This is a genomic window from Streptomyces sp. NPDC039480, from assembly GCF_055597165.1.
On record NZ_JBVITX010000001.1, the window covers coordinates 1,203,573 to 1,226,224 of the forward strand.

The window sequence follows — 22,652 nt, forward strand, 5'->3', positions numbered from 1 at the left end:
ACTCGGGGTGAACGGCGAAGTGGAAGTGATCGGACAGAAGTCGGATCCTTTCTGCTGGGTCAGCGGTGTGCCGCCGAAGGCCGGCGCACGGCGGTGAGCAGGCGCGGACTCGGGGCCGACAGCGCCACCGGTCCGCCCGGGACAGCGGCACGGGCCTGGCGCTCGAACGCCTCGCGGTCGGCGAGCCAGGTCTCGATCGCGGGCAGGGCGGCGAGACCGAAGCGGCTGCGCGCCTGTTTCCACCCGCCGACGGAGAACAGGACGCCGCGCAGTTCCTGGTCCTCGTCCCGGGTTTCCTGGCTGTCGGCCAGTGCCGAGCGCAGGCGCTCCAGTGCGGCGGCGTCCTGGGGCCAGGCAGTCGTGGCGGGGCGGCACCGGCTGGGCAGGACGGGAGCGTGCTCAAGTACGTCGCGGAAGGAGAGCCAGGCGTAGTCGGCGAACGAGCGCTCCATCTCAAGAAGCGTGCGGGAGTCAGCGAGCGGGACGCCGTCGCTGCAGCGGCCGGACGCCTTGATGGCCTGCAAGTCTCGTACTCGGCCCGGATGCGCTCCAGCGCGCTCAGCGCCGTATCGAGCCGACGCTGGTGCAGGGCCCGGTTGTAGGCGGGCAGGAACGTAGTGGTGACGGCGCGGGCGGCGAGGTCCGGTTCGCCGGGCAGCACCATGCTGCGCGGCGAGTTCGGCTCCTCCCAGTTGTCCTCGAACTCCTCGGCGGCGAAGGCGCCCAGGAGGTAACCGGCACGGTGCCCGGGACGTTCGATCAGCAGCAGTTCCGTGCCCGCCCCGTTCGTGAGGACGACCGCGCCGGGAACGGCGTCGTGGAGCACAGCCTGGAGAAGATCTCCCCTGTCCCACAATGAGCCGATGAGGTCCTCCTGCACCACAGGGTTGTAGTAGAGCTCCAGCCGCGCGCTCCAGGCGCCGGGCAGCCGGGCAGCCGGGCGGCGAGGTCCTCGCCGAAGTCCCCGAGGTAGGGCCGGGGGCTGGTCGTGATGCTCGCGCCGCACTCGTGGGCGCGGTGCACCAGGGAACTGGCCATCTGGCGGGTGGCCGCTGGGTCGGTCAGCGGCGCGGCGAAAGCGCCGCCAGGGATCCGCTGGAACCCGGCTGCCTCCAAGGCACGGGCGGCCCGGAGGTGCTCCTCGCCGTACGGGAAGGCGACCAGCCCGTTGGCGCGGCTGGTGCTGAGGATGATCTGCGTGCGAGGTGTGGGCGACATGTGGTCCTGGTGGTCAGCGCGCAGTCCGCGGCATGGGGACCGCGGGGGCGGGGCGATGAGTGGGCGGAGGTGTCCTCGGGGCAGCGGCGAGCCGGGGCCGCTCGCCCCTGCCGCCGCTTTCGGTGTGCAGCTGTGCAGCCTCGCAGGTGCGAGGTCTCCACCCCCGAGATGGCCTCGCGGTAGAAGCAGGTGGACACACAATCCAGAGCCTCGGTCAGGTGGCCCATCGCATCAGTGACGGCGGTCATCGCCTTGGCGAGCCGCATCAGAGTGTGGCGCTCGGGAAGGTAGACCCTCTCGGAGGCGGCGAAGCGTTCCTGCGCGCGTTCGCTGGCGTGGGTGAGGTGGTGTGCGAGCAGGGCGATGGCGTCGGTGAGCGCCGCCGGGTCCACCTCCGCATGCGAGGTGGGAAGGTGGGCGGCGGCGTCATTGAGACGCCGGCCGAGGTAGTCCAGGGTGGCCTGAGTGACGCCGGAGGCCATCAGGACACCAGCTCCTGCCCTCGCCGCTTGACGAGAGCAGTGCCTGTGCTCGGTGATCATGAGCAGAGTCCTCGCCGGGCTCTGGGCGGTAGTCACTGCAGGCAGCTGGCTTGATTCCCGGGCCGCGAGAAGGGATGTCAGCGTTCTCCACTGGAAGCTCGTGAATGGAGTGAGGTGCAATGGTCCCTGCGAGCACCGGTTACCCAAACCGGCCATCATTGCCTGCGATGCGGTCGCTCGTCAGGGAAAGTCCCGTTGTCGGTTGTGCGGTCTGTGCGGTCTGGCGGCCTTGAGGGGACCCTTGACGGCCTGGCTCGTCCCCCTCCTTCACGTCCATCGCCGCGCAGCACAAAGGCATCACGGGCGGTGGTAGCGCAGAGCGACGGCGCCTGTGGCGGGGATGGTGGTGGCGTGGGAGAGCCGCCATGCCGACGAGAGACCGTCGGGCAGCAGGCGGACTCCGTGACCGAGGGTCGTCGGCAGCATGGTCATACAGAGTTCGTCGATCAAGTCGGCCTTCAGGAGCGTTTTGATGATGCTGGCGCTGTTCAGGACGAGGATGTCGCGGCCGGGCCCGGCCTTGAGGGAGCGCACCTCTGCTTCGAGGTCGCGGGAGACCCGGGCGTTGGTCCACGGCGATTTTTCGAGGTCGGATTGCTGCAGAGTCGTGGAGATGACCACCTTGTCAACGGTGGCGAGCCAATTTCCCAGATCACGAGTCCGGTCGGAGCTGGTCGGGTCGCTGACCAGGCCGGGCCATACGGAGGTGAAGCCTTCCCAGTTGACGCGGCCGACGACCGCTGTGCTCACCCCGCGCCAGATCCCCTCGTACATGATCTCGCTCTGCTCGCTGGTGATGTGCTCCATGGCCCAGCCCATGTCGTCGCCGGGCCCTGTGCTGGTGAATCCGTCCATCGAGACGACGGCGTCAGCGATGACCTTGCGGTGCTGTCCGGTGTGCACAGACATGGTGAACCCTTTCCGCTCCGATTGTTGGCATCAAACAGGACTCCTGCCGCCCCCGGAACTCATCGGGCCGGTGAGCGTAGCCAGGCCCGCCGCTGCCGCGCGACCACGCCGCGAGAGCCCCCGGAAGCACGGGGCTGCGGGCGTGCAGTCCTTCGAGTGGGGCCTCGCGGCCCATGCGGCAGTGGGCATGGTGAGTTCGCCCTCTCGAAGGGGGCTCGGGAGCGGGCTGGTAGGTCAATGGTGGTGGCCGCGAACGTCGATTTTGATGTTCGGCGGTCACCGGCCTACAGAGGGCAGCGCGCCACGGATGCTTGAGACCCGTATGGTCCAGCCATCCGCACCAGTTGCTCAGTTCGGGGGCGGAATGCGTATCCACTTCTCAGCCAGGCGGCCTGGCCGAATCCGGCCGCGGTCCGGGCGTGCTGTGAAGCGGGGTGAGGCCGCCCTGGCGGGGCTCGGCAGGCCGGGTGTGTCGATGCGTTACGTGCTGAGCGTAGCGTCCTGGCCGTTCGTGGTCGGGTGGACGGCGTACCAGGTGTCCCAAATCTCGCCGAGGAGCCTGCCACGCGGTGGTACGTTCACGTCCTGTTCGTGGGCCCAGGCCCGTACTTCCGCCACGCTGGGCTTGATGAGCAATGGTCGGTGAGTTCGCGGTCTCGTCCACATCTCGTAGAACCCGGATTCCTGGGCCCGCCGCACCGTCCGGGCCCGAGCACCCTCGCGGTAGCCGTGCACCGCGGCGGCCACCGTCCTGGGCGTCCAGTAGGTGTAGCCGTAACCGCCCTTGGCGCGCTGATCGGCCGGCAAGCAGGTGAAGTATCTGTGGCCCGGCGTGATGCGCGGTGGCTCCGGCAGCACCACGCTCGACCACGACGAAAGCCGCGGGCCCGTGCCGTAGAGACCGTCTACGAAGGCGGTATCACGCTGGTCGTTGCGGTCCAGCCACCGCCAGTCCGCCCGACCGTCCAGTCCACGTCCGTGAACGCCCAGGTTCCGTCAGCGTCGGATCGCGGCCGGGTCCAACTCCCGGGCGGGCAACAACACTCGCGGCAAGCCCACCTCATCTGAACGGAGGTCCTGCTGCCCGGCTGTGCGGCGACCGGGTGCGGCTCATCGGCGTCTGGCTTGCCGCATACTCCTCGGCCCTCACCGCCCCAGGCCCTGATCCACCGGACAGGCCCCGCCCCATCCGCTACGGTCCTGCCGTGGACCCATTGATCACCGAAGACCCGTCTCATATAGGCCCGTACCGCCTGATCGCCCGCCTCGGCGCGGGCGGCATGGGACTGGTCTACCTGGGGCGCTCGGATGTCGGCCGGACCGTCGCAGTGAAGGTCGTCCAGACCGAGTACGCGAAGGACCCCGAATTCCGGCGCCGGTTCGCCCACGAGGTCGCGGCCGCACGGCGGGTCGGCGGGGCCTGGACGGCGGCCGTGCTCGACGCCGACACCGAGGCGCAGGTGCCGTGGGTGGCGACGCAGTACGTCGCCGGGCCGTCGCTGCAGGCCGTGGTGGCCGAGGACTTCGGCCCGCTGCCGGGGGCGTCGGTCCGCGCCCTCGCGGGTGGACTGGCACGGGCGCTGACCGACATCCATGCGGCGGGGCTGATTCACCGCGACCTCAAGCCGGGCAACGTCCTGGTCACGGTGGACGGGCCGCGGGTCATCGACTTCGGCATCGCGCGGGCGCTGGAGACCCTGGCCGAGGGCGCCATGACCAGGACCGGCGCAGTGATCGGATCGCCCGGCTTCATGTCGCCGGAGCAGGTGCGAGGGCTGCGGCTCACTCCGGCCTCCGACATCTTCTGCCTGGGCTCCGTCCTCGCGTACGCCGCCACCGGCCGCTCTCCCTTCGGGACGGTGGACAGCGGCCTGCACGCGCTGATGTTCCGGGTGGCGACAGAAGAACCAGACCTCGACGGCATACCGGAGCCCGTCCTCGGGCTCGTACGGGAGTGCCTGCAGAAGGACCCCGGCGTGCGGCCCACCCCCCAGGACGTCATGGCTCGCACCGCCACGGATCCTGACGAGCTGTGGCTCCCGGAGAGGGTGCTCAGTCAACTGGGCCGCCACTCCGCACAGTTGCTGGACTACGCTCCCGGCCAGGCCCACGAGCCGACAGCCGTCTCCGGCCCGGCTGCTCCGGTTCCGCCCCCCGCACCGGCCGAGGCACCGGCTGCCACGCCCACGTATCCGAGTCCTCAACCCGCCTGGCAGGCCCCCACACAAGCGGCCACGCATGCGCCCCCACCGCCGGCTGCACCCGCCCCGCACAACGCACCCACCAGCGCGGCCCACAACACTCCGGCCCCCACCGGGTCGCGTCGGCGCCGCATTGTCGTGGCCGCATCGGCCGCCACCGCCTTCGTCGTACTCGTGGGCGGGCTCTTTGTGATCCGCCCCTGGGACCCCGGAACCTCGAAGAGCGGCGGTGGCGGTGGCGAGAAGAGCAAGACCAGCACCCTGCCCGCAAAGTTCGCCGGTACCTGGCAGGGCGCGTTCAAGGGCGACACGTCCGTCCCGGCCCATCTCGTCCGCCTCAAAGTCACCAAGGGCGGGCGCGGCGACAAGGTCGCCGAGTACTCCCAGCGGTTCGGTGGCCACGTGTGCGTCTACAGCAGCCGCCTCACCTCCGTGTCGGGCAGCGCGACGGTCAAAGTGGGCAAGGGCACGCTGAAGCGCGTCGAGCCGAAGGCCGCCGACGAGTTGTGCGACGAGGAGCGGCCCGCGATGACCCTCAAAAACCCGCTTGACGACACCTTCGAGCTGGTGACGGGCGAGGCGTCCTCCATGATCGTCACGAAGGACCTGTTGAGCGATCCGGGCACCAAGGTGCTCGAGCCCTTCCGTGGCACCTGGAGCGGTGACCTCGGCATGCAATTCGACTCGGGGGCCGAGTACGAGTTGGACCTCGACGTGACGATCGTCGGGCCGGGGGAGCAAGGCGTGGTCTTCCGCAGCAAGGAGGAAGGCAAGACCTGCCACTACGTCACCGAGCCGTTCTCCCTCACGGACGACGACGGGGTACACACGCTGCACACCACCCCAGCGACACTCAGTGAGGACGCCAAGTCCGAGAAAGGCTGCCCCGATGGCGGCCCGCTCCTGGACCTCCAACTCAACAACGTCGGCGTAGAGATCGACAGCATCTACGTGGACATGCTCCGCCCGCTCTACGGGGACTCAGGGACGCGCTCTGGCTCGCTGTTCAAGCCAACCGACTGATCCGCCGAACCCGCCAATGTGCCGCTGGCGATCGCCCATTCCTCATCTCCGTTCAGAGCCCATCGACTAGGGTCCTGCCGTGGACCCACTGATCACCGAAGACCCGAGTCACATAGGCCCGTACCGCCTCATCGCCCGCCTCGGCGCGGGCGGCATGGGACTGGTCTACCTGGGCCGTTCGGATGTCGGCCGGACCGTCGCGGTCAAGGTCGTGCAGACCGAGTACGCCAAGGACCCCGAATTCCGGCGCCGGTTCACCCACGAGGTGGCCGCCGCACGGCGGGTCGGCGGGGCCTGGACGGCGGCCGTGCTCGACGCCGACACCGACGCCCAGGTGCCGTGGGTGGCCACGCAGTACGTCGCCGGGCCGTCCCTCCAGGACGTGGTGGCACGGGACTTCGGCCCGCTTCCGGAGCCTTCGGTACGGGCCCTCGCGGGCGGACTGGCACGGGCGCTGACCGACATCCATGCGGCGGGGCTGATCCACCGCGACCTCAAACCGGGCAACGTCCTGATCACCATCGACGGGCCCCGCGTCATCGACTTCGGCATCGCACGGGCCCTGGAAACCATCGCCGAGGGGGCGATGACGCGCACCGGCGCGGTCATCGGATCGCCCGGCTTCATGTCCCCGGAACAGGTACGGGGGCAGCGCCTCACCTCCGCCTCCGACATCTTCTGCCTCGGCTCGGTCCTCGCCTACGCCGCCACCGGACGCTCTCCCTTCGGGACCGTGGACAGTGGGCTGCACGCGCTGATGTTCCGGGTCGCGGAGGAAGAACCCGACCTCAGCGGCGTACCGGAGTCCCTGCTCGGACTCGTACAGCAGTGCCTGCAGAAGGATCCGGCCCTCCGGCCCACCCCCCAGGACATCGCCGCCCGCACCACCACGGACCCCGACGAGCCGTGGCTGCCGGGGAGGGTGCTCAGTCAATTGGGCCGCCAATCCGCCCAGTTGCTGGACTTCGCGCCAGGCCAGGTACCGGAGCCCGCAGTCGCCCCCGGCCCCATTGCTCCCCCGGCTCCGTACCCCACGCCGACTGCCACGCCCACGTACCGGAGCCCTGCGGGCCCACCTCCTCAACCCGCCTGGCAGACACCCACACAGGCGCCGCCGCCGAGCCCGCCCGCCCTGCACGACGCACCCACCAGCCCGGCCCACGCCCCCTCGGCGCCAACTGGGTGGCACCGACGCCGCGTTGTCGTGGCCGCATCGGCCGCCACCGCCCTCGCCGTACTCGCGGGCGTGCTCTTCGTGGTCCGCCCCTGGGACACCGGAACCTCGAACAGCGGCGATGGCGGAGGCGAGAAGAAGTCCAACATCGTGCCCGCCGAGCTCCTCGGTACCTGGACCGGCCCGTTCGCCGGCGACGCCTCGAACGCGCCGCCCCATGTCCGCCTGAAAATCACCAAGGGCGGACGCGGTGACAGAGTCGTCGAGTACTCCCAGTTGCTCGATGGCCACGTGTGCGTCTACAGCAGCCGCCTCACCTCCGTGTCCGATACGGCCGCGTCGATCGAGATGGCCGCAGGCACCCTGGAGCGCACCGAGCCGAAGGCCGCCGCCGCGGACTGCGCCAAGCGGCAGCCCGGAATGACCCTCGTGAGCCGCAGCGACGCCATCGAGATGACATCGGGCGAGGCGGGCGACGTGGCCTTCAAGAAGGATCCGCTGTCCGATCCGGACAGCAGGCTGATAGATCCCTTCGGGGGCCAACGGAGCCCCAAGCCCGCCCAGATCACCCATTACCAAGCGTTCGACATGAACCTCTCCGGCCCCGGAAAAGACGGCATAGCCATCCGCACCAAGGAGTACGGCAAGACCTGCCACTACGTCACCGAAGCGTTCTCCCTCGTGGAGAAGTACGTCGGCGGTGACAAGACCGAGAGACTCCTCGAGACCACGCTGTTCACCGCCCCGTCGAGACTACGGGCGGACGACGCCGGGTCCGATCCCGGCTGCCGCAAGGACGGTCCGGTCCTGGAGATCACCCATCTCCCCGGTGTCGATGGCAAGTACGTCAGCGCGGACGTGTACAACTCGCCCGAAGGGGAGACACTGGAGACGGATGTCAGGTTGGACCGCACCGACTGACCACCCTGTCCACCCAGCGCCAAACTGTCGTTCGCCATGGCGTTGCGGCGAATTGCTAACGGACCCTGGCCCACTCCACGGCCCCTGCGCGGAGTGCGGTGGCGGTGTAGTCACAGCAGGACTGTCCCCTGTCAAGTGCAGCGAAGCCGGGGCGGGTCCTGGCGCAGACGGCCGACAAGAATTGAACCTTCGGCAGACCGCCCGCTTCGTAAGACGGCTTGCCGATTACTGTGAACTCGGCTGACGTACACCCCAGTTGGATCAGGAGTGTTGTAGCTCAGGCACCAGCCCGCAGGATAGCGGGGCGATTACGTATGCACTGCTGTGGCGGCGTTGGAGGCTGCTTCCGAAGGCGCTCGGGGAGGTGATCACGTCCGCCGAGCGGTTGCGGGTCAGATGTCCCGGCCGCTGCCCCGGGTCAGGCGTTCTCGCCCCCGCTGTCGCTGCTCCGTTCTGCTCGGTCGCCGTTCATCAGTAGTGCCAGCTCGACCCGTGAGCGGATGCCCAGCTGGCTGAAGGTGTTGCGCAGGTGGTGGTCCACGGTGCGAGGGCTCAGCGACAGTCGCGCGGCCACTTCGCGGTTCGTGGCGCCCGACGCCACCAGGCCCGCCACGCGCTGTTGTTGCGGAGTCAGCTGCCCGAGAGCACTGACTCTGTCGCCGGTCGCGCTGTCCCCGGTGGCCCGCAGCTCGGACCGTGTTCGTTTCTCCCACAGCAGGGCGCCGCAGCGTTCGAAGCCGACCAGGGCGGCCCGCAGTTGCTGCCGGGACTCCAGGGGCCTGCGCCGGCGGCGCAGCCACATGCCGTAGGACAGGAGTGTGCGGGCGTGCTCGAACTGGCCGCCGACGGCCTCGTGCTCCGCCAGCGCCCGCTGATACAGAGCGTCGCAGTCCTCTTCCCGTGCCGTCAGGGCTCGGAGGCGGGTCAGTTGGGCTGTGGCCTGTGAATCGGCGCCCAGGGCGGCCCACTCGGCGTACAGGTCGACCATGTCGGTGACGTCCTCGTCCAGTCCCGCCAGGACCGTCGCCTCCACGAGGCACGGCACCGCGAGCATCCACAGGGCGAAGTGCCCGCGCCGGGGGCCCGGCCGGAGCAGCGGCGCGAGACGGATCGCGGCCTGTTCGGCCCGGCCGTGGCCCAGGTCGGCGCGGGCGCGTGCCCACTCCGCCATGGTGCTCACCTGGAGCAGCCCATGCGGCCGGGCGACCGACAGGGCGGCCTCGGCGTGGTGTTCGGTGGCGGAGTCGGCGCCCACCAGAGAGAAGACCAGTGCCAGCAGGGCGTGGTGTTGCGCGGCAATGTTGCGCTGACCGAGCCGGCGGGCGGCACGGAGACCTTCCTCGGCGTGGGCACGAGCCTGCTGGTGGAAGCCGGCGCGCAGTTCGGCGTAGGCCAGGAACTCCAGGATGCGGGCGGTCGGCTCGGACACGCCTTGGGCGCCGGCGGCCGCCAGGGCCCGGCCGAGCAGGCGCCGCGTGGCGGCGATGTCGCCAAGCACCAGCGCCGCGCGGCCCGCGTACAGCAGGTCGTCCGGCCGCTGTGTGCGTGCCGCGGTGGCGAACAGCGGTTGCAGCTCCTGCGCTGCCCGGGCGAAGTCGACCAGCACGACGTGACGCATGCCCGCCCGGAAGACGCCCGACGGTGCCGCCGCGGCGCCGGGACCCTCGGGGCATCCGGCGGGGCGTTCCAGTGTCTGAAGGTAGGCCGTGAAGTCACCGGCGGACCAGGCTGCTTCCGCCGCTGCCGCAAGGGCCTGCTCGGCGCCTTCCATGTCGTGCGACCCCAGCGACTCGGCCGCGAGCAGCAGAGTCTGGTGGGCATCGGCCACGGGGGCGTCGCTCAACAGGAGCAGCCCCCGCTGCAGTTCGACCTGGGCGCGCAGCGGTGCGTTGTCACCGGCCGTGTTGTGGGCGGCCACGAGCAGGGCCAGAGCGCGGCGGGTACGCCCGCCACGGCGGGCACGCTCGGCGGCCTTGAACAACTGGGAAGCCCGGTCGCCGCCCGTGTCGGCTATCTGGTCGTACATGTTCATTGCCGCTTTCTGTCTTACGTTTCCGGAGAGTAACAGACGGTTTGAGGACCTCCCGGCGAGAACCAGATGGTTGAACAGCGCAGACGTACGCAGCCCGGGCAGCCGATTCTCAGACAAGTAGGGGAGGGCGGCCGAGAGTGCTGCGGCTGTGAGCTTGCTGAGTGTGAGCTGTGAGACCGGTGATTTCACCGATGCGCATGAGTCTCCCGGCTCTTACGCTGGGCCCGGCCGATCGTCCCGGGGTGGCCTCGGGAACCGGCCGCAGGTGTCCGATCAGGAGTGCCCCGCGCTCCTGCCGTCTCCATACGGCCCGGATGCCTGCCCGATCCACGTACCACCGTCCTCCTCGACCCCCACACGACACGTGTCAACAGCCGTGGGGCGCCCGGCTGCCGGGACCGCCCGCGCACCCGCCGTCGGGGGACGAGGCGAGAGGAAAATCGTTCATGCAGGCAACTCCCCAGTCGTCCGGACCCGCCCCGGAGAACGGCCAGGCGCGGCACCGCCGTCGGCCCCGCGGCCCGATCCTGGGTCTCCTCGCCTCCGCGGCGGCGATGGCCGGACTGGCGACCATGCTCACCGGCGGCGCGGACGCCGCCGAGAACCCCTACGAGCGTGGTCCGGCCCCCACCGAGGCCAGTGTGACGGCCACGCGTGGTGCGTACGCCGTTTCCGAGACCAGGGTCTCCCCGTTCAGCGTGTCCGGGTTCGGTGGTGGCACGATCTACTACCCGACCAGCACCGGCGAGGGCACGTTCGGCGCCGTGGCGATCTCCCCGGGGTACACCGCGCGCCAGTCCTCGATCGCCTGGCTGGGGCCGCGGCTCGCCTCCCAGGGCTTCGTGGTGTTCACCATCGACACCCACACCACCTCGGACCAGCCGGCCTCCCGCGGTGACCAGTTGCTGGCCGCGCTCGACTACCTCACGAGGACCAGCAGCGTCCGCGACCGGGTGGACAACACGCGGCTCGGGGTCATGGGGCACTCGATGGGCGGCGGCGGCGCGCTGGAGGCGGCCAAGGACCGGCCCTCGCTCAAGGCCGCCATTCCGCTCACCGCGTGGAACCTGGACAAGAACTGGCCGGAGATCCAGACGCCCACCCTCGTCGTCGGAGCGGACGGCGACACCGTCGCCCCGGTCCGCTCGCACTCCGAACCGTTCTACGAGAGCCTGCCGTCCTCGCTGGACCGGGCGTACCTGGAGCTGAACAACGCCCACCACCTCACGCCGAACATGTCGAACACGACGATCGCGAAGTACAGCATCAGCTGGCTGAAGCGGTTCATCGACAACGACACCCGCTACGAGCGGTTCCTGTGCCCGTTGCCGCAGCCGAGCTGGTCGATCGCGGAGTACCGGGGCAACTGCCCGCACACCGTCTGACCCCGGTTGCCGCCCCTTCGGCCCGACCTGTCGGGGCCGGGGCCGACGGGCGGCGCCGCGTGCCATGTGGGCCGGCCCAGCGCGACCGCTCAGAACGGACGCCCCGGATCGCCTCGTCCCGCACCCACAGCGACGCCCTAGGGTGCTCGGACCTGCCGATGCCTTGTTGTCTGCGCATGCTGGGCCGCCCAGGCGCGGCTCACCGTCTCCCGGGCACCTCTCAGGGCCGAACGGTCCTCCCACTCCCGTACGTCCTTCCGCACCTCTTGGCCGTGTGCCTCGGCAGGTCCGGGTGGCGTCTCCGTCGGCGAAGCGCCGGGAGCGGGCGCGGACAGCACGCCGCTGCCGCGTGGTCCACCAGTCCATAAGACCTGAAAGATCTCACCCTCAGAAGGAAGAAGTGTCATGACTCCACGAGCTGAACACCGCATACGACACCGCCGACGGGTCGGCCGCCGTCGGGCGCTGATCGGTGCTCTGGCCGCCCTGGGCGTCACGGGTACCGCCGTCGTCGCCAGCGGCCTCCTGTCCCCGGCCGGCGCGGCGACGGCCTGGCCCGAGGCGAAGGGCAGCAAGCCGGTCTCCGCGACCATCGAGGTCTCGGGCCCCTACGACGGCGGCCTCAAGCGGTTCTACGGCACGGGCGAACTCGGCTCCGGCGGCCAGGGCGAAGGCCAGGACCCACTCTTCGAGCTCAAGGACGGCGCCGTCCTCAAGAACGTGATTCTCGGCTCACCGGCCGCCGACGGCATCCACTGCCTGGGCAGCTGCACCTTGGAGAACGTCTGGTGGGAGGACGTCGGCGAGGACGCCGCCACCTTCAAGGGCACCTCGGCGAGCTCGACGTACACCGTCCACGGCGGTGGTGCCCGGAAGGCATCGGACAAGGTCTTCCAGTTCAACGGCGCGGGCACGCTGGTCGTGACCAAGTTCCAGGTCTCGGAGTTCGGCAAGCTGGTCCGGTCCTGCGGCAACTGCAAGAAGCAGCACAAGCGCACGATCGTCATCGACGACGTGGACATCACCGCACCCGGCAAGTCGATCGTCGGTGTCAACGCCAACTTCGGCGACACCGCCACCCTGCGAGAGGTCCGTGTCCACGGCGACACCAAGAAGAAGATCAAGCCGTGCACCCGGTTCACCGGAAACAACACGGGCAAGGAGCCGACCGAGATCAGCACCGGCCCTGACGGCGTGACCTGCCGTTACACGGGCTCCGACCTCTCGTACGACTGACGGGTCCGGGGCCCCGCCGGCGGCGGCCGGCGGGGCCCCGGCGTCTGACGAGCTCGTGCACGACAAGCGGTGAGGCGTGGAGAACCTCGGTGGTCTCGAGACCCTCGGTGGGCCAGTTCGGGGGCATTCTTCTTGAACATGCGGTGCGGTGGTGTCACCACCCGACCGCCGGTCTGAGCGCCCAGGCCCGGTTGTCCGTCCAGCTTGCGGGACGAGCCGGTCATCCCCCTCGAGCCGATGGGGTCGACGACCTCGGCCAGCATTCGCAGGTCAGGCGCGCGCGGAGCTCTTGCGGGCCGCGACGATGGCCGCGGGTGCGGCCGCGAAGGCGAGGGCGCCGCTCAGGACGGCGAGGATCGGGTAGCTGGTGGCGGCGGCGACGATGCCGGAGGCCAGGCCGCCGACGGCGCCCGCCACGGCGATGGCGACGTCGACCAGTCCCTGGACCTTGGCGCGGGTGGCCAGGGGCGTGCTGTCGGTGACGATCGCGGTGCCGGTGACCAGGCCGAAGTTCCAGCCGACGCCGAGCAGGACGAGGGCGAGGGTGATCAGCGGGAAGGAGTGGCCGGGCGCCAGGGCGGCGGTCACTCCCGCGGCGAGCAGCGTACCGGCCGTCACCACGCTCATCGTGGTGGCGCCGAGCCGGTCGACGAGGCGGCCGGCCAGCGGTGACGGCAGATACATGGAACCGGTGTGCAGGGCGATGACCAGGCCGGACGCGGCGGTGCCGAAGCCGTGGGCGTGCATGTGGATGGGGGTCATGGTCATCACGGCGACCATGACGAGCTGGCTGAGGACGAGGACCACGACGCCGACGAGCAGGCCGGGCCCCGACCGGGCGGGGGAGTCCGCGGCCGCTCCCTCGTCCGAGGCCGAGGCCGCGGGCAGGGTGCGGGCGAGCAGCAGCGGGTCGGGGCGCAGCCATATGAGGAGGGTGAGTGCGGCCAGGGCGAACGCCACTGTGGAGAGCAGGAACAGGCCGGTGAGTTCGGGCAGGTGGAGCGCGGTCGCGAGGTGCCCGGCGGGGGTGGTGAGCAGGGGCCCCGCGATGCCGCCGACGGTGGTGGCGACGATGACGGTGGAGGTGGCGCGGGCGCGCTGCCGGGGCGCGGCGAGGTCGGCTCCCGCGTATCGGGCCTGGAGGTTGGACGTGGTGCCGGCGCCGTAGAGGAACAGGGAGACGAACAGCAGCGCGGGGCTGCCGAGCGCGGCCGCGGTGACGACACCGGCACCGCCGAGGGCGCCCGTGAGGTATCCGGCGGCGAGGCCGGGGCGGCGGCCGAGGCGTTGGGAGACGCGTCCGATGACGACGGCGGCGCCGGCGGAGCCCGCGGTGAGCAGGGCGATGGGCAGGCCGGACAGCGAGGTGCTGTGGAGCAGCTGCCCGGCAAGGAGACCGGCGACGGTGACACCGGCGGCGAGGCCGACACCGCTGAGGACCTGGGAGACGAGCAGCACGGTCAGAGTGCGCTTCTGAACCGCGGGTATGTCGGCGGCGGGTGCGGTGGTGGGCGCGGTACGGGTGCGGGTGAGGTGGGGCATGTGGTCCGTGCTTTCGGGGTGGCGGTCACCGGTCGGGTCGGTCGGTGGTCGTCAGGCGGCGGTCGGTTGTGCGCGGGATGAGAGGGCGCGGGCGAACTCGTCGGTGACGCGGGCCAGTTGGAGCTCGTCGTCATGGTCGAGGGTCACCGCGCCGCCCGGGGCGGCGGTGATGTGCCGGTCCAGGACGAACCGGCCCTGGGCGACCTGGGCGCCGAGCGCGGTGAGGACGGGGCGCAGGGCGTAGTCGAGGGCGAGGACGTGGGCCGGGCTGCCGCCGGTGGCCAGGGGGAGCACCGGTTTCCCGGTGAACGCGTGCTGGGGCAGCAGGTCGAGGAAGGCCTTGAGCAGGCCGGAGTAGGCGGCCTTGTAGATGGGGGTGGCCACGACGAGGGCGTCGGCCTCGTCGACCAGGCGCACGGCGCGGGCGATCGACGCGTGGTGGGTGTCCGCGGTGAGCAGCGGTGCGGCGGGCAGGTCGCGCAGGGCGAGTACGTGGGTGTGGTGGCCGCGGGCCCGCAGGCTCGCGGCGGTGTGCTCGGCCAGCAGGGCGGTGCGGGACGTAGGGGAGGGGCTGCCGGACAGGGCGAGGACGGTGGCCATGGAGAACTCCCCCGTCAGTGCGGGTTGTCGGGCATGCCGTAGGCGTCGGCGATCAGTTCGATGGAGCGCAGCCGGGCCTGGACGGAGTGGCCGACGCCGCCGATCATGAGCTCGTCGGCGCCGGAGTCCCGCTGGACCTGGTTCAGGTGGGCGGTGACGTGCTCGGGGGTGCCGTGGGGGACGTGGTTCAGCCAGCTGTCGACGGCTTGGCGTTCCTGGGCGTCGTAGGGGTAGGCGGCCACTTCCTCGGGGGAGGGCAGCAGGTAGGACTTGCGCTGGAACATGCGGAGCATGGCGTGTGCGAGGGTGCCGGCCTGGCGGCGGGCCGCACGCTCGTCGTCGGACACCGCCACGGTGAAGCTGACCAGCGCGTACGGCTCGGCCAGGGCCTCGGACGGAGTGAACCGCTCGCGGTACAGGCGCAGGGCGGCCACGACGTCGCGCGGGTTGAAGTGCGCGGCGAAGGCGAACGGCAGGCCGAGCCGGGCGGCGAGTTGCGCGGAGTAGCCGGAGGAGCCGAGCAGCCATACCGGCAGGCGGCCGGTGGGCGGGGCAATGCCGTTGAGCCGGTCCTGGGCGGGGCCGGGTACGGCGTAGACGCGGTCGGTGTAGGGGTGTTCGGCGGGGAAGTCGTCGCCGAGGAAGTGCAGCAGTTCGGCGACCTGTTGGGGGAAGTCCTCGGCGTCGCTCGCGCCGCGGCGCAGGGCGGCGGCCGTGGTGTGGTCGGTGCCTGGGGCGCGGCCCAGGCCCAGGTCGATGCGGCCGGGGGCGAGGGCGTCCAGCATGCCGAACTGTTCGGCGACGACCAGTGGAGGATGGTTGGGCAGCATGATTCCGCCCGCGCCGAGCCGCAGTCTGCGGGTCTCCGCGGTGAGCCGGGCCAGCAGGATGGGCGGGCTTGAGGTGGAGACGCCGGGCATGGCGTGGTGCTCGTTCATCCAGTAGCGGGTGAAGCCGCGCCGGTCGGCGAGCCGGGCGAGTTCGATGCTGCCGGTCAGTGCCTCCGTAGCTGTCTGGCCGGTGCCGGTCATGGCGGAGTCCAGTACGGACAGGGCGGCGGGGGCGGAGCCGTGGCGGGTGCCGCGGATGGGGTCGGTCATGGTGGTGCGGTCCTTCGATGTCGTGCGGTCCTTGGGTGGTGCGGCCCTTGGGTGGTACGGGAGGCGAGAGCGGGGGCCGGGCGCCGGCCGACAGCCGCGGCGGGCCTCTGTTCGGCGGGCACCCGGCCGCGTCCGGCGTACGGCCCGGTCCGGCAAACGGGCCCGACGTGCGGGTCCGAGGCACAGCTCCGACGCACGCGTGCGGCGTACGTAGGGTCAGCCGCGGACGCCGAAGTCGACGCGGTCGGCGAGACCGGCGGCGGCGAAGGCGGCGACCAGCTCGTCGCGGCCCTCGGTGAAGTGGGCCCAGCTGTCGTAGTGGACCGGCACGATCCGGCGCGCGCCCAGGATGCGGGCGGCCTCGGCGGCCTGAGCGCTGTCGAGCGTGAGCAGCGCGCGGTCCAGGACGGGAGTGCGGACCGCGCCGGCGAACAAGACGGCGGTGTCCACCGGGCCCAAGCGGTCGGCGATCTCGCGGACCAGGGAGAGCTGGGCGTTGTCGCCGCTGACGTAGACGGTGGGCAGGCCGTCACCGCTCAGGACGAAGCCGACGACCTCGCCGACGACCGGTTCGAGGTCTTCGCGCGCGCCGGGGCCGTGCAGGGCCGGGACGCCGGTGACGGTGATCGTGCCCCCACCGGGGCGGTCGAGCGCGATGGTCTCCCAGTCCTTCAGGGGGCGTGCGGTGCCGCCCAGCCTGCCAGCGCCACTGGGCGTGGTCAGGGTCAGGGGGACATCGGCGAGCAGGGCCCGGCCCGAGGCATCGAGGTTGTCGTCGTGCTCGTCGTGCGACAGCAGCACCACATCGATACGGCCCAGATCGGCGGGCGCGGCGGAGGCGGACGCGGTCTTGGCAAGGCCCGAGGGGTAGCTGCCAGGGGCGTCGAAGGTCGGGTCGGTCAGGAACCGCAGCCCGCCGTACTCGATGAGTGCGGTGGGACCACCGAAGACACGGACGGGGACCTGCTCGCTGGACGCGCCGGATGCTGTCATGACGGATCACCTCACGGATAGGTTGACGTTCATCCGTGACCATAGGCTTTTGTCACGGATGAAAGCAAGCTGTAACGTGAGATGTGTGAGTGAGACCGATACCGTCGAAGAAGCTGTCGACCCCGGGCTGTCGCCGGCACCGGGCGCCGAGCACTACCCCGCGCTCGACCTCGCCAACAGCGCCATCGCCCTGCCGGGCGGCCAGTTCCTCGATGCGTTGGGCACGCCCTCCGGCGCCAACCAGTGGCTGGCGGGCCACAATCTCGCCCCCGCGGACGCCGGTGTGCAGGAGATCTGCGCGGCACGCCTGCGCTCCCTGCGCGAACAGGTACGCGCCCTGCTCGCCGCCCAAGTCGGCGGCCATCCCGCCCCCGCCACCACACTGGCCGCCGTCAACGACGCCCTCACCCGGGTCCCCACCGCCTCCCCGCTCGGCTGGGACTCCGTCCGCGGCATGCACCGCACCGCCCCGCACCCCATCGACCAGATCGTCGACCAGGCCCTGGGTATCCTCGCCGCCGACGCCGCCGACCTGCTCACCGGACCCGACGCCGAACGGCTGACGGCCTGCCCCTCCACCCCCTGCAACCGCTACCTGCTCCGCGCCGGGCGCCGCCACTGGTGCTCGATCCGCTGCGGCGACCGAGCCCGCGCCGCCCGCGCCTACGCCCGCCGCGCCCGGGCCCCCGCCACCTGAGTTCGACCCGCCTCGCCCCGCCGCCGGTTCACCGGACCCGCGCCGGGGCGCGGTTTCGCACGCCCTCAAGCCCCCGGCATGGACGGCACACCTCGCTCTCCATCCGGTCATTCCCCACGATCGACGAAGGACCAGCACCTCTCATGACGGCCACATTCACCCTGCTGACCACCGGCTACGACAGCCTCGACGCACGCAACGCGGACCGCGACGGCCGCGAGAAGCCGTGGCACGTCGCCTCGACCGTCTGCCTCCTCCGCGACGGCGACACGATCGTCGTCGTCGACCCCGGCATGGTCGAGGACCGCAAACTCATCCTCGACCCGCTCGCCGCCGTCGGAATCAGCCCCGAGCAGGTGACCGACGTGGTCTTCAGCCACCACCACCCCGACCACACCCTCAACGCCGCCCTCTTCCCCCACGCGCGCGCCCACGATGTCTGGGCCGCCTACCACAACCACCTCTGGTACGACCGGCCCGCCGACGGATACCAGCTCTCCCCCTCGATCCACCTGATCGAAACGCCCGGCCACACCCCCCAGGACATCTCCACCGTCGCGGAAACCGCCGAAGGGACCGTCGTCCTCACCCACGCCTGGTGGAGCGTCCACGGCCCCGCCGAAGACCCCACCTCCGACGACCACGAGGGCCTGCGCGCCTCCCGCCGCAAGATCCTCGCCCTTAAGCCCGCTCTGATCGTCCCCGGCCACGGCGACCCCTTCGTCCCCGACGAGAACACCCCCGTTTGAACCACAGGGGTGAACCCGGAGGCCGGCTTCGATACGCGTCATCGTCCCGGTGTCTGCTCGCGGTATGCCTGCCGGAACCGGACCCGCCACCGGACGATCACCCCAGGTCGGGCGGTCCCGGATGTGGGCTGCCGGGCCTCGGCTGCGAGCACGGCCATCGTCGGCGTGCTGCCCGTTACGGGGGCGTCGACGCAGATGCGATCGCGCTCAGCGCACTCCTGGCCCCCGGGGTCGAAAGAGTGGCGGGCGGTCGCTGCGCCGCCCGTCCGCACGACTCATGTCGGTAGCCACACGCGGAGATCCCGCCGCGCGTTGCGTACGCGCTGACCTCTTACGGCAAGAGGCTGCGTGCGCCGGCGTCGGCTTGCAGCCATTGCCGCTTGAAGTACCTGGTGTGCATCATGTGGGGTGTGGGCCCCGACGTTGAAATGACGCTCGTGACGTTCGTGTGACGCTCATTCTGATGGGGTGTCAGGTGGCGTGTGGGTAGGTCGGCTCCTGCCGAGGTGGCGAGGATCGGCGGTGGGCCGAGGACAGGTGACGCCGAGCGCTGACTCCCACGGCTGACGGACGCCCTATCGGTTCTGCTCGACGCAGGGCAGCGCAGCGGGGCGCCGCGTCCGCCTCGCTGACCTGTGTGAACCGGCAGGTCGGTCTGGTGCGACTGCTGTGAAGTCTTCTGCCGCCGCTACGAGCGTCGACGAGATCGTGTGCGACATCCGGGAGCAGATCGCAGCCCTGCCCACACGCTGACGTCGGCTGCGCAGTTGACCCTTCAGGGGGTATGCGGCCCGGAATTGACTCGCGCACGGTGGGGCCGATGCGCCAGGCGCCGGCGGCCTTCTCCCACCGCCTCCGCCTGGCCGCGGATGCCTCGTCGCCCACGAGCGCGGTCGACGTGCACCCGCACCGCGCGCCTGATCAGTCTCCTTCCGTCAAGGCTGCGTGCGCGGCGGCGAGGATCTCCTCGGAAAGCGGAAAGCCCTTGGTGGCCCGGGAGAGGACCAGCGCGCCGAACAGGGTGCAGAGGCGGGCGATGCCGTCCTGGTCGTCATCGGCGAGGAAGTCGGCGAAGTCGACCACCCCCTCGGCGTAGACGCGACGGGCCTCGCGCCCCCCGCCCTCGCGTGCGATGTCGGTGGCGAGTGCGGCGACCGGGCAGCCGTCCGCCGGGCCGTCGCGGTGCTCGACGGAGAGGTAGGTGTCGATCAGCGCCCGCTGGGCGGCCTCGCGCTGCCCGTCGTGCCGCTCGAGGCCGGCGCTGTAGCGCTGGGTGAGCTCAGTGAAGGCGTGGGCGGTGGCCTCATCGACGAGCGCCTCCTTGGAGGCGAACTGCTTGTAGAAGGCGCCGTGGGTCAGACCGGCCGCCTTCATCAGGTCGGCGACGCTGACCTGCGTGCCCTGCTCCCGAAACAGCCGAGATGCGGTGTCCAGCACTCGCCTGCGATTCTCCTCCGCCTGCGCTTGCGATACGCGGCCCATGGCCACCTCCCACTTGGATGTCGACTGGCATCTATCCTAGACCCATGTTTAGATTGGAGTCATAATCTAATTCGTTGCGGGTGGCCGACGGTCGCCCGCCAGGACAGGAGCGAGCATGGAACTGAAGAACATGGTTGCGGTCGTCACCGGCGCCAACCGGGGGCTCGGGCGACACCTGGCCGCCCAGCTCGTTGAGCGCGGCGCGAAGGTGTACGGCGCGGCCCGTCGCCCTGAGACGGTCGACGTACCGGGTGTCATCCCGTTGCGGCTGGACGTCACGGATGAGGCGTCGGTACGGGAGGCCGCCCGCGTGGCGTCCGACGCGACACTGCTGATCAATAACGCGGGCATCTCGACCGGCGCGACGCTGATCGGAGGCGACGTGGCCGAGGTGCGCCAGGAGATGGAGACCAACTTCTTCGGCCCGCTCGCCGCGACCCGCTTCTTCGCCCCGGTCATCGAGGGCAACGGCGGCGGCGCCGTACTCAACGTCCTGTCCGCCCTGTCCTGGTTCCACCCGGCCGAGCTCGGCTCCTACGCGGCTTCCAAGGCCGCCGCCTGGGCGCTGAGCGACGCGACCCGTGAGGAGCTGGCACCGCGCGGTATCACCGTCTCGGCGCTGCACGTCGGCTACATGGACACCGACATGGCCGCCGGCGTGCCCGCCGATCAGAAGGTCGCCGCCGTCGACGTCGCGACCCAGGCCTTGGATGGCATCGAGACCGGCCTGCCCGAGATTCTCGCCGACGAGACCAGCCGGTACGTCAAGCAGAGCCTGTCCGCGGCACCCCAGCCGAACGCTGGGTGACGCTCACCTCTCCAACCCCGCGCGATCGCCTTCTCACCCCGCGAACCGGTCGAAGATACGGCGTACCTCGTCCGGCTCGGCGCCTGCGCCCCAACCGGTGCCGAAGTTCGCGGTGCCGAGCGCGTACTCGGACACCAGGTCGTCGAGTCCGCGCAGGAGCTCCTCCATCGGATTGAGCTCGTCGGGTAAGTGCACCCACAGCAGGTCGATGTAGTCGGTGCCCAGGCGCTGGCGCCGGCGAGATCCACTATGCCGCGCTGTCCAACTTCCCCGCCTGGCGCGTCTCGCGCGCAGTCACCGTCGCGGACCGGAAGAACTGGGCCCCGATCGTGGGCATCCAGCATGAGTACAGCCTCATCGAACGCGCCGCCGACGCGAACTCCTGCCCATGGCCGAGAGCCTCGGACTCGGCGCCGCCCTGGGGGCCCCGCTCGGCGGCGGATTGCTCACCGGCACCGAGGAGACCGGCGTGGCACCCGCCCAGGTCGCGGTGGCCTGGGTGTGCGAGCGCGCCGCCCGTTCCGTGGTCACGCTCGTCCCGATCATCGGTCCGCGCAACCTCTCCCAGCTCGACAGTCACCTCGGCGTCCTCGACGTCCAGCTGACCGAAGCGCAGTACACCCGCCTGACCGAGGTCGGCGCGGTGCCGCTCGGAGCACCCCACGAGGGGATCGCCGCCTCACTGGACCGCCTCCAGGGAGGCGCCGCGGACCGCGTCATCACCCCGGTCGTGCCAGTGGCCTGATGGGTGAACGCGGCTGAATACGCGGTGCACCCGCGCCGCAGCCAGAAGAACGACACAAGCTATCTCGTACTGGGATAAGCCCGGGGCGAGCGGAGACCCCGCCCTTTCACGGACGGGACACGGAAGGGAGACGACGATGAGGGCTTTCATGGTCGAGAAGTACGGCAATCAAGCCGGGATGCGCGCCGACGAGCTGCCCGCCCCCCAGGTGGGCGCCGACGACGTCCTGGTCAAGATCCACGCGGCGGGCGTCAACCCGCTGGACCTCAGGATCCGCAACGGAGAATTCAAAGCGTTCCTGCCCTACCGTCTTCCGCTCATTCTGGGCAACGACCTCGCCGGGACGGTCGTCCGGGTCGGCCCGTCCGTCACCCGCTTCACGGTGGGTGACGAGGTCTACGCCCGGCCCGACAAGGACCGCATCGGCACCTTCGCCGAACTCATCGCCGTTCACCAGGACGACCTCGCCCCCAAACCCGCCACGCTCACCATGGCCGAGGCCGCCTCCCTCCCTCTGGTCGCCCTGACCGCATGGCAGGCCCTGGTCGAGCGGGCACACGTGCAACCGGGTCAGAAGGTCCTCATCCACGCGGGCGCCGGCGGCCTCGGCTCCATCGCTGTCCAGCTGGCCAAGGCGCTGGGCGCGCACGTGGCCACCACCGTGAGCATCGCCAAGGCCGACTTGGCCAAGGACCTCGGCGCGGACGTCGTCGTCGACTACCGCACCCAGGACTTCGAAGAGATCCTCGACGGTTACGACGTCGTCCTCGACAGCCTCGGCGGCGAGAACCTCATCAAATCCCTGGGGGTGCTCAAGCCCGGCGGCATGGCCATCAGCGTCGCGGGCCCGCCCGACCCGGCCTTCGCCCGCGAACTGGGCGCGAACCCGATCCTCCGCCTGGCCATGACCGCCCTCAGCTTCAAAACCCGGCGCAACGCCAAGCGCCACGGCGTGACGTACTCGTTCTTGTTCATGAAGGCCAGCGGCGACCAACTGCGCAAACTTACCCCCCTCATCGACACCGGGAAGATCCGCCCCGTCGTCGACCGCGTCTTCCCGTTCGGCGAAACCATCAAGGCCATGGAATACGTCGAAAAGGGACGGGCGAAGGCCGGCAAAATCGTCGTCACGATGACGTGAGAGCGGGAACGAGCCCAGGGCGCCAGGCGCCCCTGACAACAGAAGACCTTGCACACCTCGCCCCGCCACACGGTGTTCGACTTCGGCCCAGCGACGACCGAGGCTGGCCTCGGCGGGATGGCCGAGGCCGTCCCGGCCGCCGCTGGTTGATTCT

19 protein-coding genes and 1 pseudogene are annotated in these 22,652 nt (G+C 70.6%); 9 read left to right on the forward strand and 11 right to left on the reverse strand.

Annotated elements, in window-relative coordinates:
- Positions 1-59: 59 nt before the first annotated feature.
- The 4 genes from ACZ56E_RS04725 to ACZ56E_RS04740 form a co-directional block, all read right to left on the reverse strand.
- Entirely contained in the window at positions 60-452 is a 393-nt protein-coding gene (locus ACZ56E_RS04725) for a hypothetical protein (RefSeq protein ID WP_471210991.1), read from the reverse strand.
- Between the two features lie 307 nt (positions 453-759).
- Positions 760-1,218: a hypothetical protein gene (locus ACZ56E_RS04730; RefSeq protein ID WP_471210994.1), complete on the reverse strand. Its 459-nt coding sequence runs from the start codon at positions 1,216-1,218 to the stop codon at positions 760-762.
- 839 nt (positions 1,219-2,057) lie between these two features.
- Positions 2,058-2,669, reverse strand: coding sequence for a dihydrofolate reductase family protein (locus tag ACZ56E_RS04735; RefSeq protein WP_471210996.1), 612 nt, complete (start codon positions 2,667-2,669; stop codon positions 2,058-2,060).
- 480 nt (positions 2,670-3,149) lie between these two features.
- Complete coding sequence (locus ACZ56E_RS04740) at positions 3,150-3,476, reverse strand: Lsr2 family DNA-binding protein (protein ID WP_471210998.1); 327 nt, start codon at positions 3,474-3,476, stop codon at positions 3,150-3,152.
- 398 nt (positions 3,477-3,874) lie between these two features.
- Between ACZ56E_RS04740 and ACZ56E_RS04745 the strand changes: the two genes are divergently transcribed.
- Both ACZ56E_RS04745 and ACZ56E_RS04750 read left to right on the forward strand, forming a co-directional pair.
- On the forward strand, positions 3,875-5,893 hold the full coding sequence (locus ACZ56E_RS04745) for a serine/threonine protein kinase (RefSeq protein ID WP_471211001.1): 2,019 nt from the start codon (positions 3,875-3,877) through the stop codon (positions 5,891-5,893).
- 79 nt (positions 5,894-5,972) lie between these two features.
- Positions 5,973-7,988, forward strand: a complete 2,016-nt coding sequence (locus ACZ56E_RS04750; protein ID WP_471211003.1) for a serine/threonine-protein kinase — start codon at positions 5,973-5,975, stop codon at positions 7,986-7,988.
- Between the two features lie 418 nt (positions 7,989-8,406).
- Here ACZ56E_RS04750 and ACZ56E_RS04755 read toward each other — a convergent pair whose 3' ends face one another.
- The gene (locus tag ACZ56E_RS04755) at positions 8,407-10,020 is read right to left on the reverse strand and encodes a LuxR C-terminal-related transcriptional regulator (protein WP_471211005.1); all 1,614 of its coding nucleotides are present in this window, start codon (positions 10,018-10,020) and stop codon (positions 8,407-8,409) included.
- Between the two features lie 446 nt (positions 10,021-10,466).
- Between ACZ56E_RS04755 and bdeA the strand changes: the two genes are divergently transcribed.
- Positions 10,467-11,405 (forward strand): bis(hydroxyethyl) terephthalate hydrolase, encoded by a 939-nt coding sequence (gene bdeA, locus ACZ56E_RS04760; protein ID WP_471211008.1) that lies wholly within the window; start codon positions 10,467-10,469, stop codon positions 11,403-11,405.
- 405 nt (positions 11,406-11,810) lie between these two features.
- On the forward strand, positions 11,811-12,641 hold the full coding sequence (locus ACZ56E_RS04765) for a pectate lyase (RefSeq protein ID WP_471211009.1): 831 nt from the start codon (positions 11,811-11,813) through the stop codon (positions 12,639-12,641).
- A gap of 270 nt (positions 12,642-12,911) precedes the next feature.
- On the opposite strand, the gene ACZ56E_RS04770 is transcribed toward ACZ56E_RS04765, so the two are convergent.
- From ACZ56E_RS04770 to ACZ56E_RS04785, 4 genes are all read right to left on the reverse strand, one after another.
- Positions 12,912-14,183 (reverse strand): MFS transporter, encoded by a 1,272-nt coding sequence (locus ACZ56E_RS04770; RefSeq protein WP_471211010.1) that lies wholly within the window; start codon positions 14,181-14,183, stop codon positions 12,912-12,914.
- Between the two features lie 51 nt (positions 14,184-14,234).
- Positions 14,235-14,783, reverse strand: coding sequence for an NADPH-dependent FMN reductase (gene ssuE, locus ACZ56E_RS04775; RefSeq protein ID WP_471211012.1), 549 nt, complete (start codon positions 14,781-14,783; stop codon positions 14,235-14,237).
- A 14-nt stretch (positions 14,784-14,797) separates the two neighbouring features.
- On the reverse strand, positions 14,798-15,883 hold the full coding sequence (locus ACZ56E_RS04780) for an LLM class flavin-dependent oxidoreductase (protein WP_471211014.1): 1,086 nt from the start codon (positions 15,881-15,883) through the stop codon (positions 14,798-14,800).
- Positions 15,884-16,099: 216 nt separating this feature from the next.
- Positions 16,100-16,876: an MBL fold metallo-hydrolase gene (locus ACZ56E_RS04785; protein WP_471211015.1), complete on the reverse strand. Its 777-nt coding sequence runs from the start codon at positions 16,874-16,876 to the stop codon at positions 16,100-16,102.
- Positions 16,877-16,961: 85 nt separating this feature from the next.
- Between ACZ56E_RS04785 and ACZ56E_RS04790 the strand changes: the two genes are divergently transcribed.
- Both ACZ56E_RS04790 and ACZ56E_RS04795 read left to right on the forward strand, forming a co-directional pair.
- Positions 16,962-17,573, forward strand: coding sequence for a CGNR zinc finger domain-containing protein (locus tag ACZ56E_RS04790; protein WP_471211017.1), 612 nt, complete (start codon positions 16,962-16,964; stop codon positions 17,571-17,573).
- A gap of 143 nt (positions 17,574-17,716) precedes the next feature.
- Positions 17,717-18,322: an MBL fold metallo-hydrolase gene (locus ACZ56E_RS04795; protein ID WP_471211019.1), complete on the forward strand. Its 606-nt coding sequence runs from the start codon at positions 17,717-17,719 to the stop codon at positions 18,320-18,322.
- 921 nt (positions 18,323-19,243) lie between these two features.
- Here ACZ56E_RS04795 and ACZ56E_RS04800 read toward each other — a convergent pair.
- Positions 19,244-19,804: a TetR/AcrR family transcriptional regulator gene (locus ACZ56E_RS04800; RefSeq protein WP_471211022.1), complete on the reverse strand. Its 561-nt coding sequence runs from the start codon at positions 19,802-19,804 to the stop codon at positions 19,244-19,246.
- Between the two features lie 115 nt (positions 19,805-19,919).
- Between ACZ56E_RS04800 and ACZ56E_RS04805 the strand changes: the two genes are divergently transcribed.
- A complete protein-coding gene (locus tag ACZ56E_RS04805; protein ID WP_471211024.1) occupies positions 19,920-20,612 on the forward strand; it encodes an SDR family oxidoreductase in 693 nt (230 codons plus the stop codon).
- Between the two features lie 39 nt (positions 20,613-20,651).
- Here ACZ56E_RS04805 and ACZ56E_RS04810 read toward each other — a convergent pair.
- A pseudogene (locus ACZ56E_RS04810) lies at positions 20,652-20,843 on the reverse strand (aldo/keto reductase); the annotation flags it as partial.
- A 157-nt stretch (positions 20,844-21,000) separates the two neighbouring features.
- On the opposite strand from ACZ56E_RS04810, the gene ACZ56E_RS04815 reads away from it, so the two are divergent.
- Positions 21,001-21,357, forward strand: a complete 357-nt coding sequence (locus ACZ56E_RS04815; protein WP_471211026.1) for an aldo/keto reductase — start codon at positions 21,001-21,003, stop codon at positions 21,355-21,357.
- Between the two features lie 136 nt (positions 21,358-21,493).
- Positions 21,494-22,498 carry an NADP-dependent oxidoreductase gene (locus ACZ56E_RS04820; RefSeq protein ID WP_471211027.1) on the forward strand — a complete coding sequence of 335 codons (1,005 nt, stop codon included), beginning with the start codon at positions 21,494-21,496 and terminating at the stop codon, positions 22,496-22,498.
- Positions 22,499-22,652 lie beyond the last annotated feature (154 nt).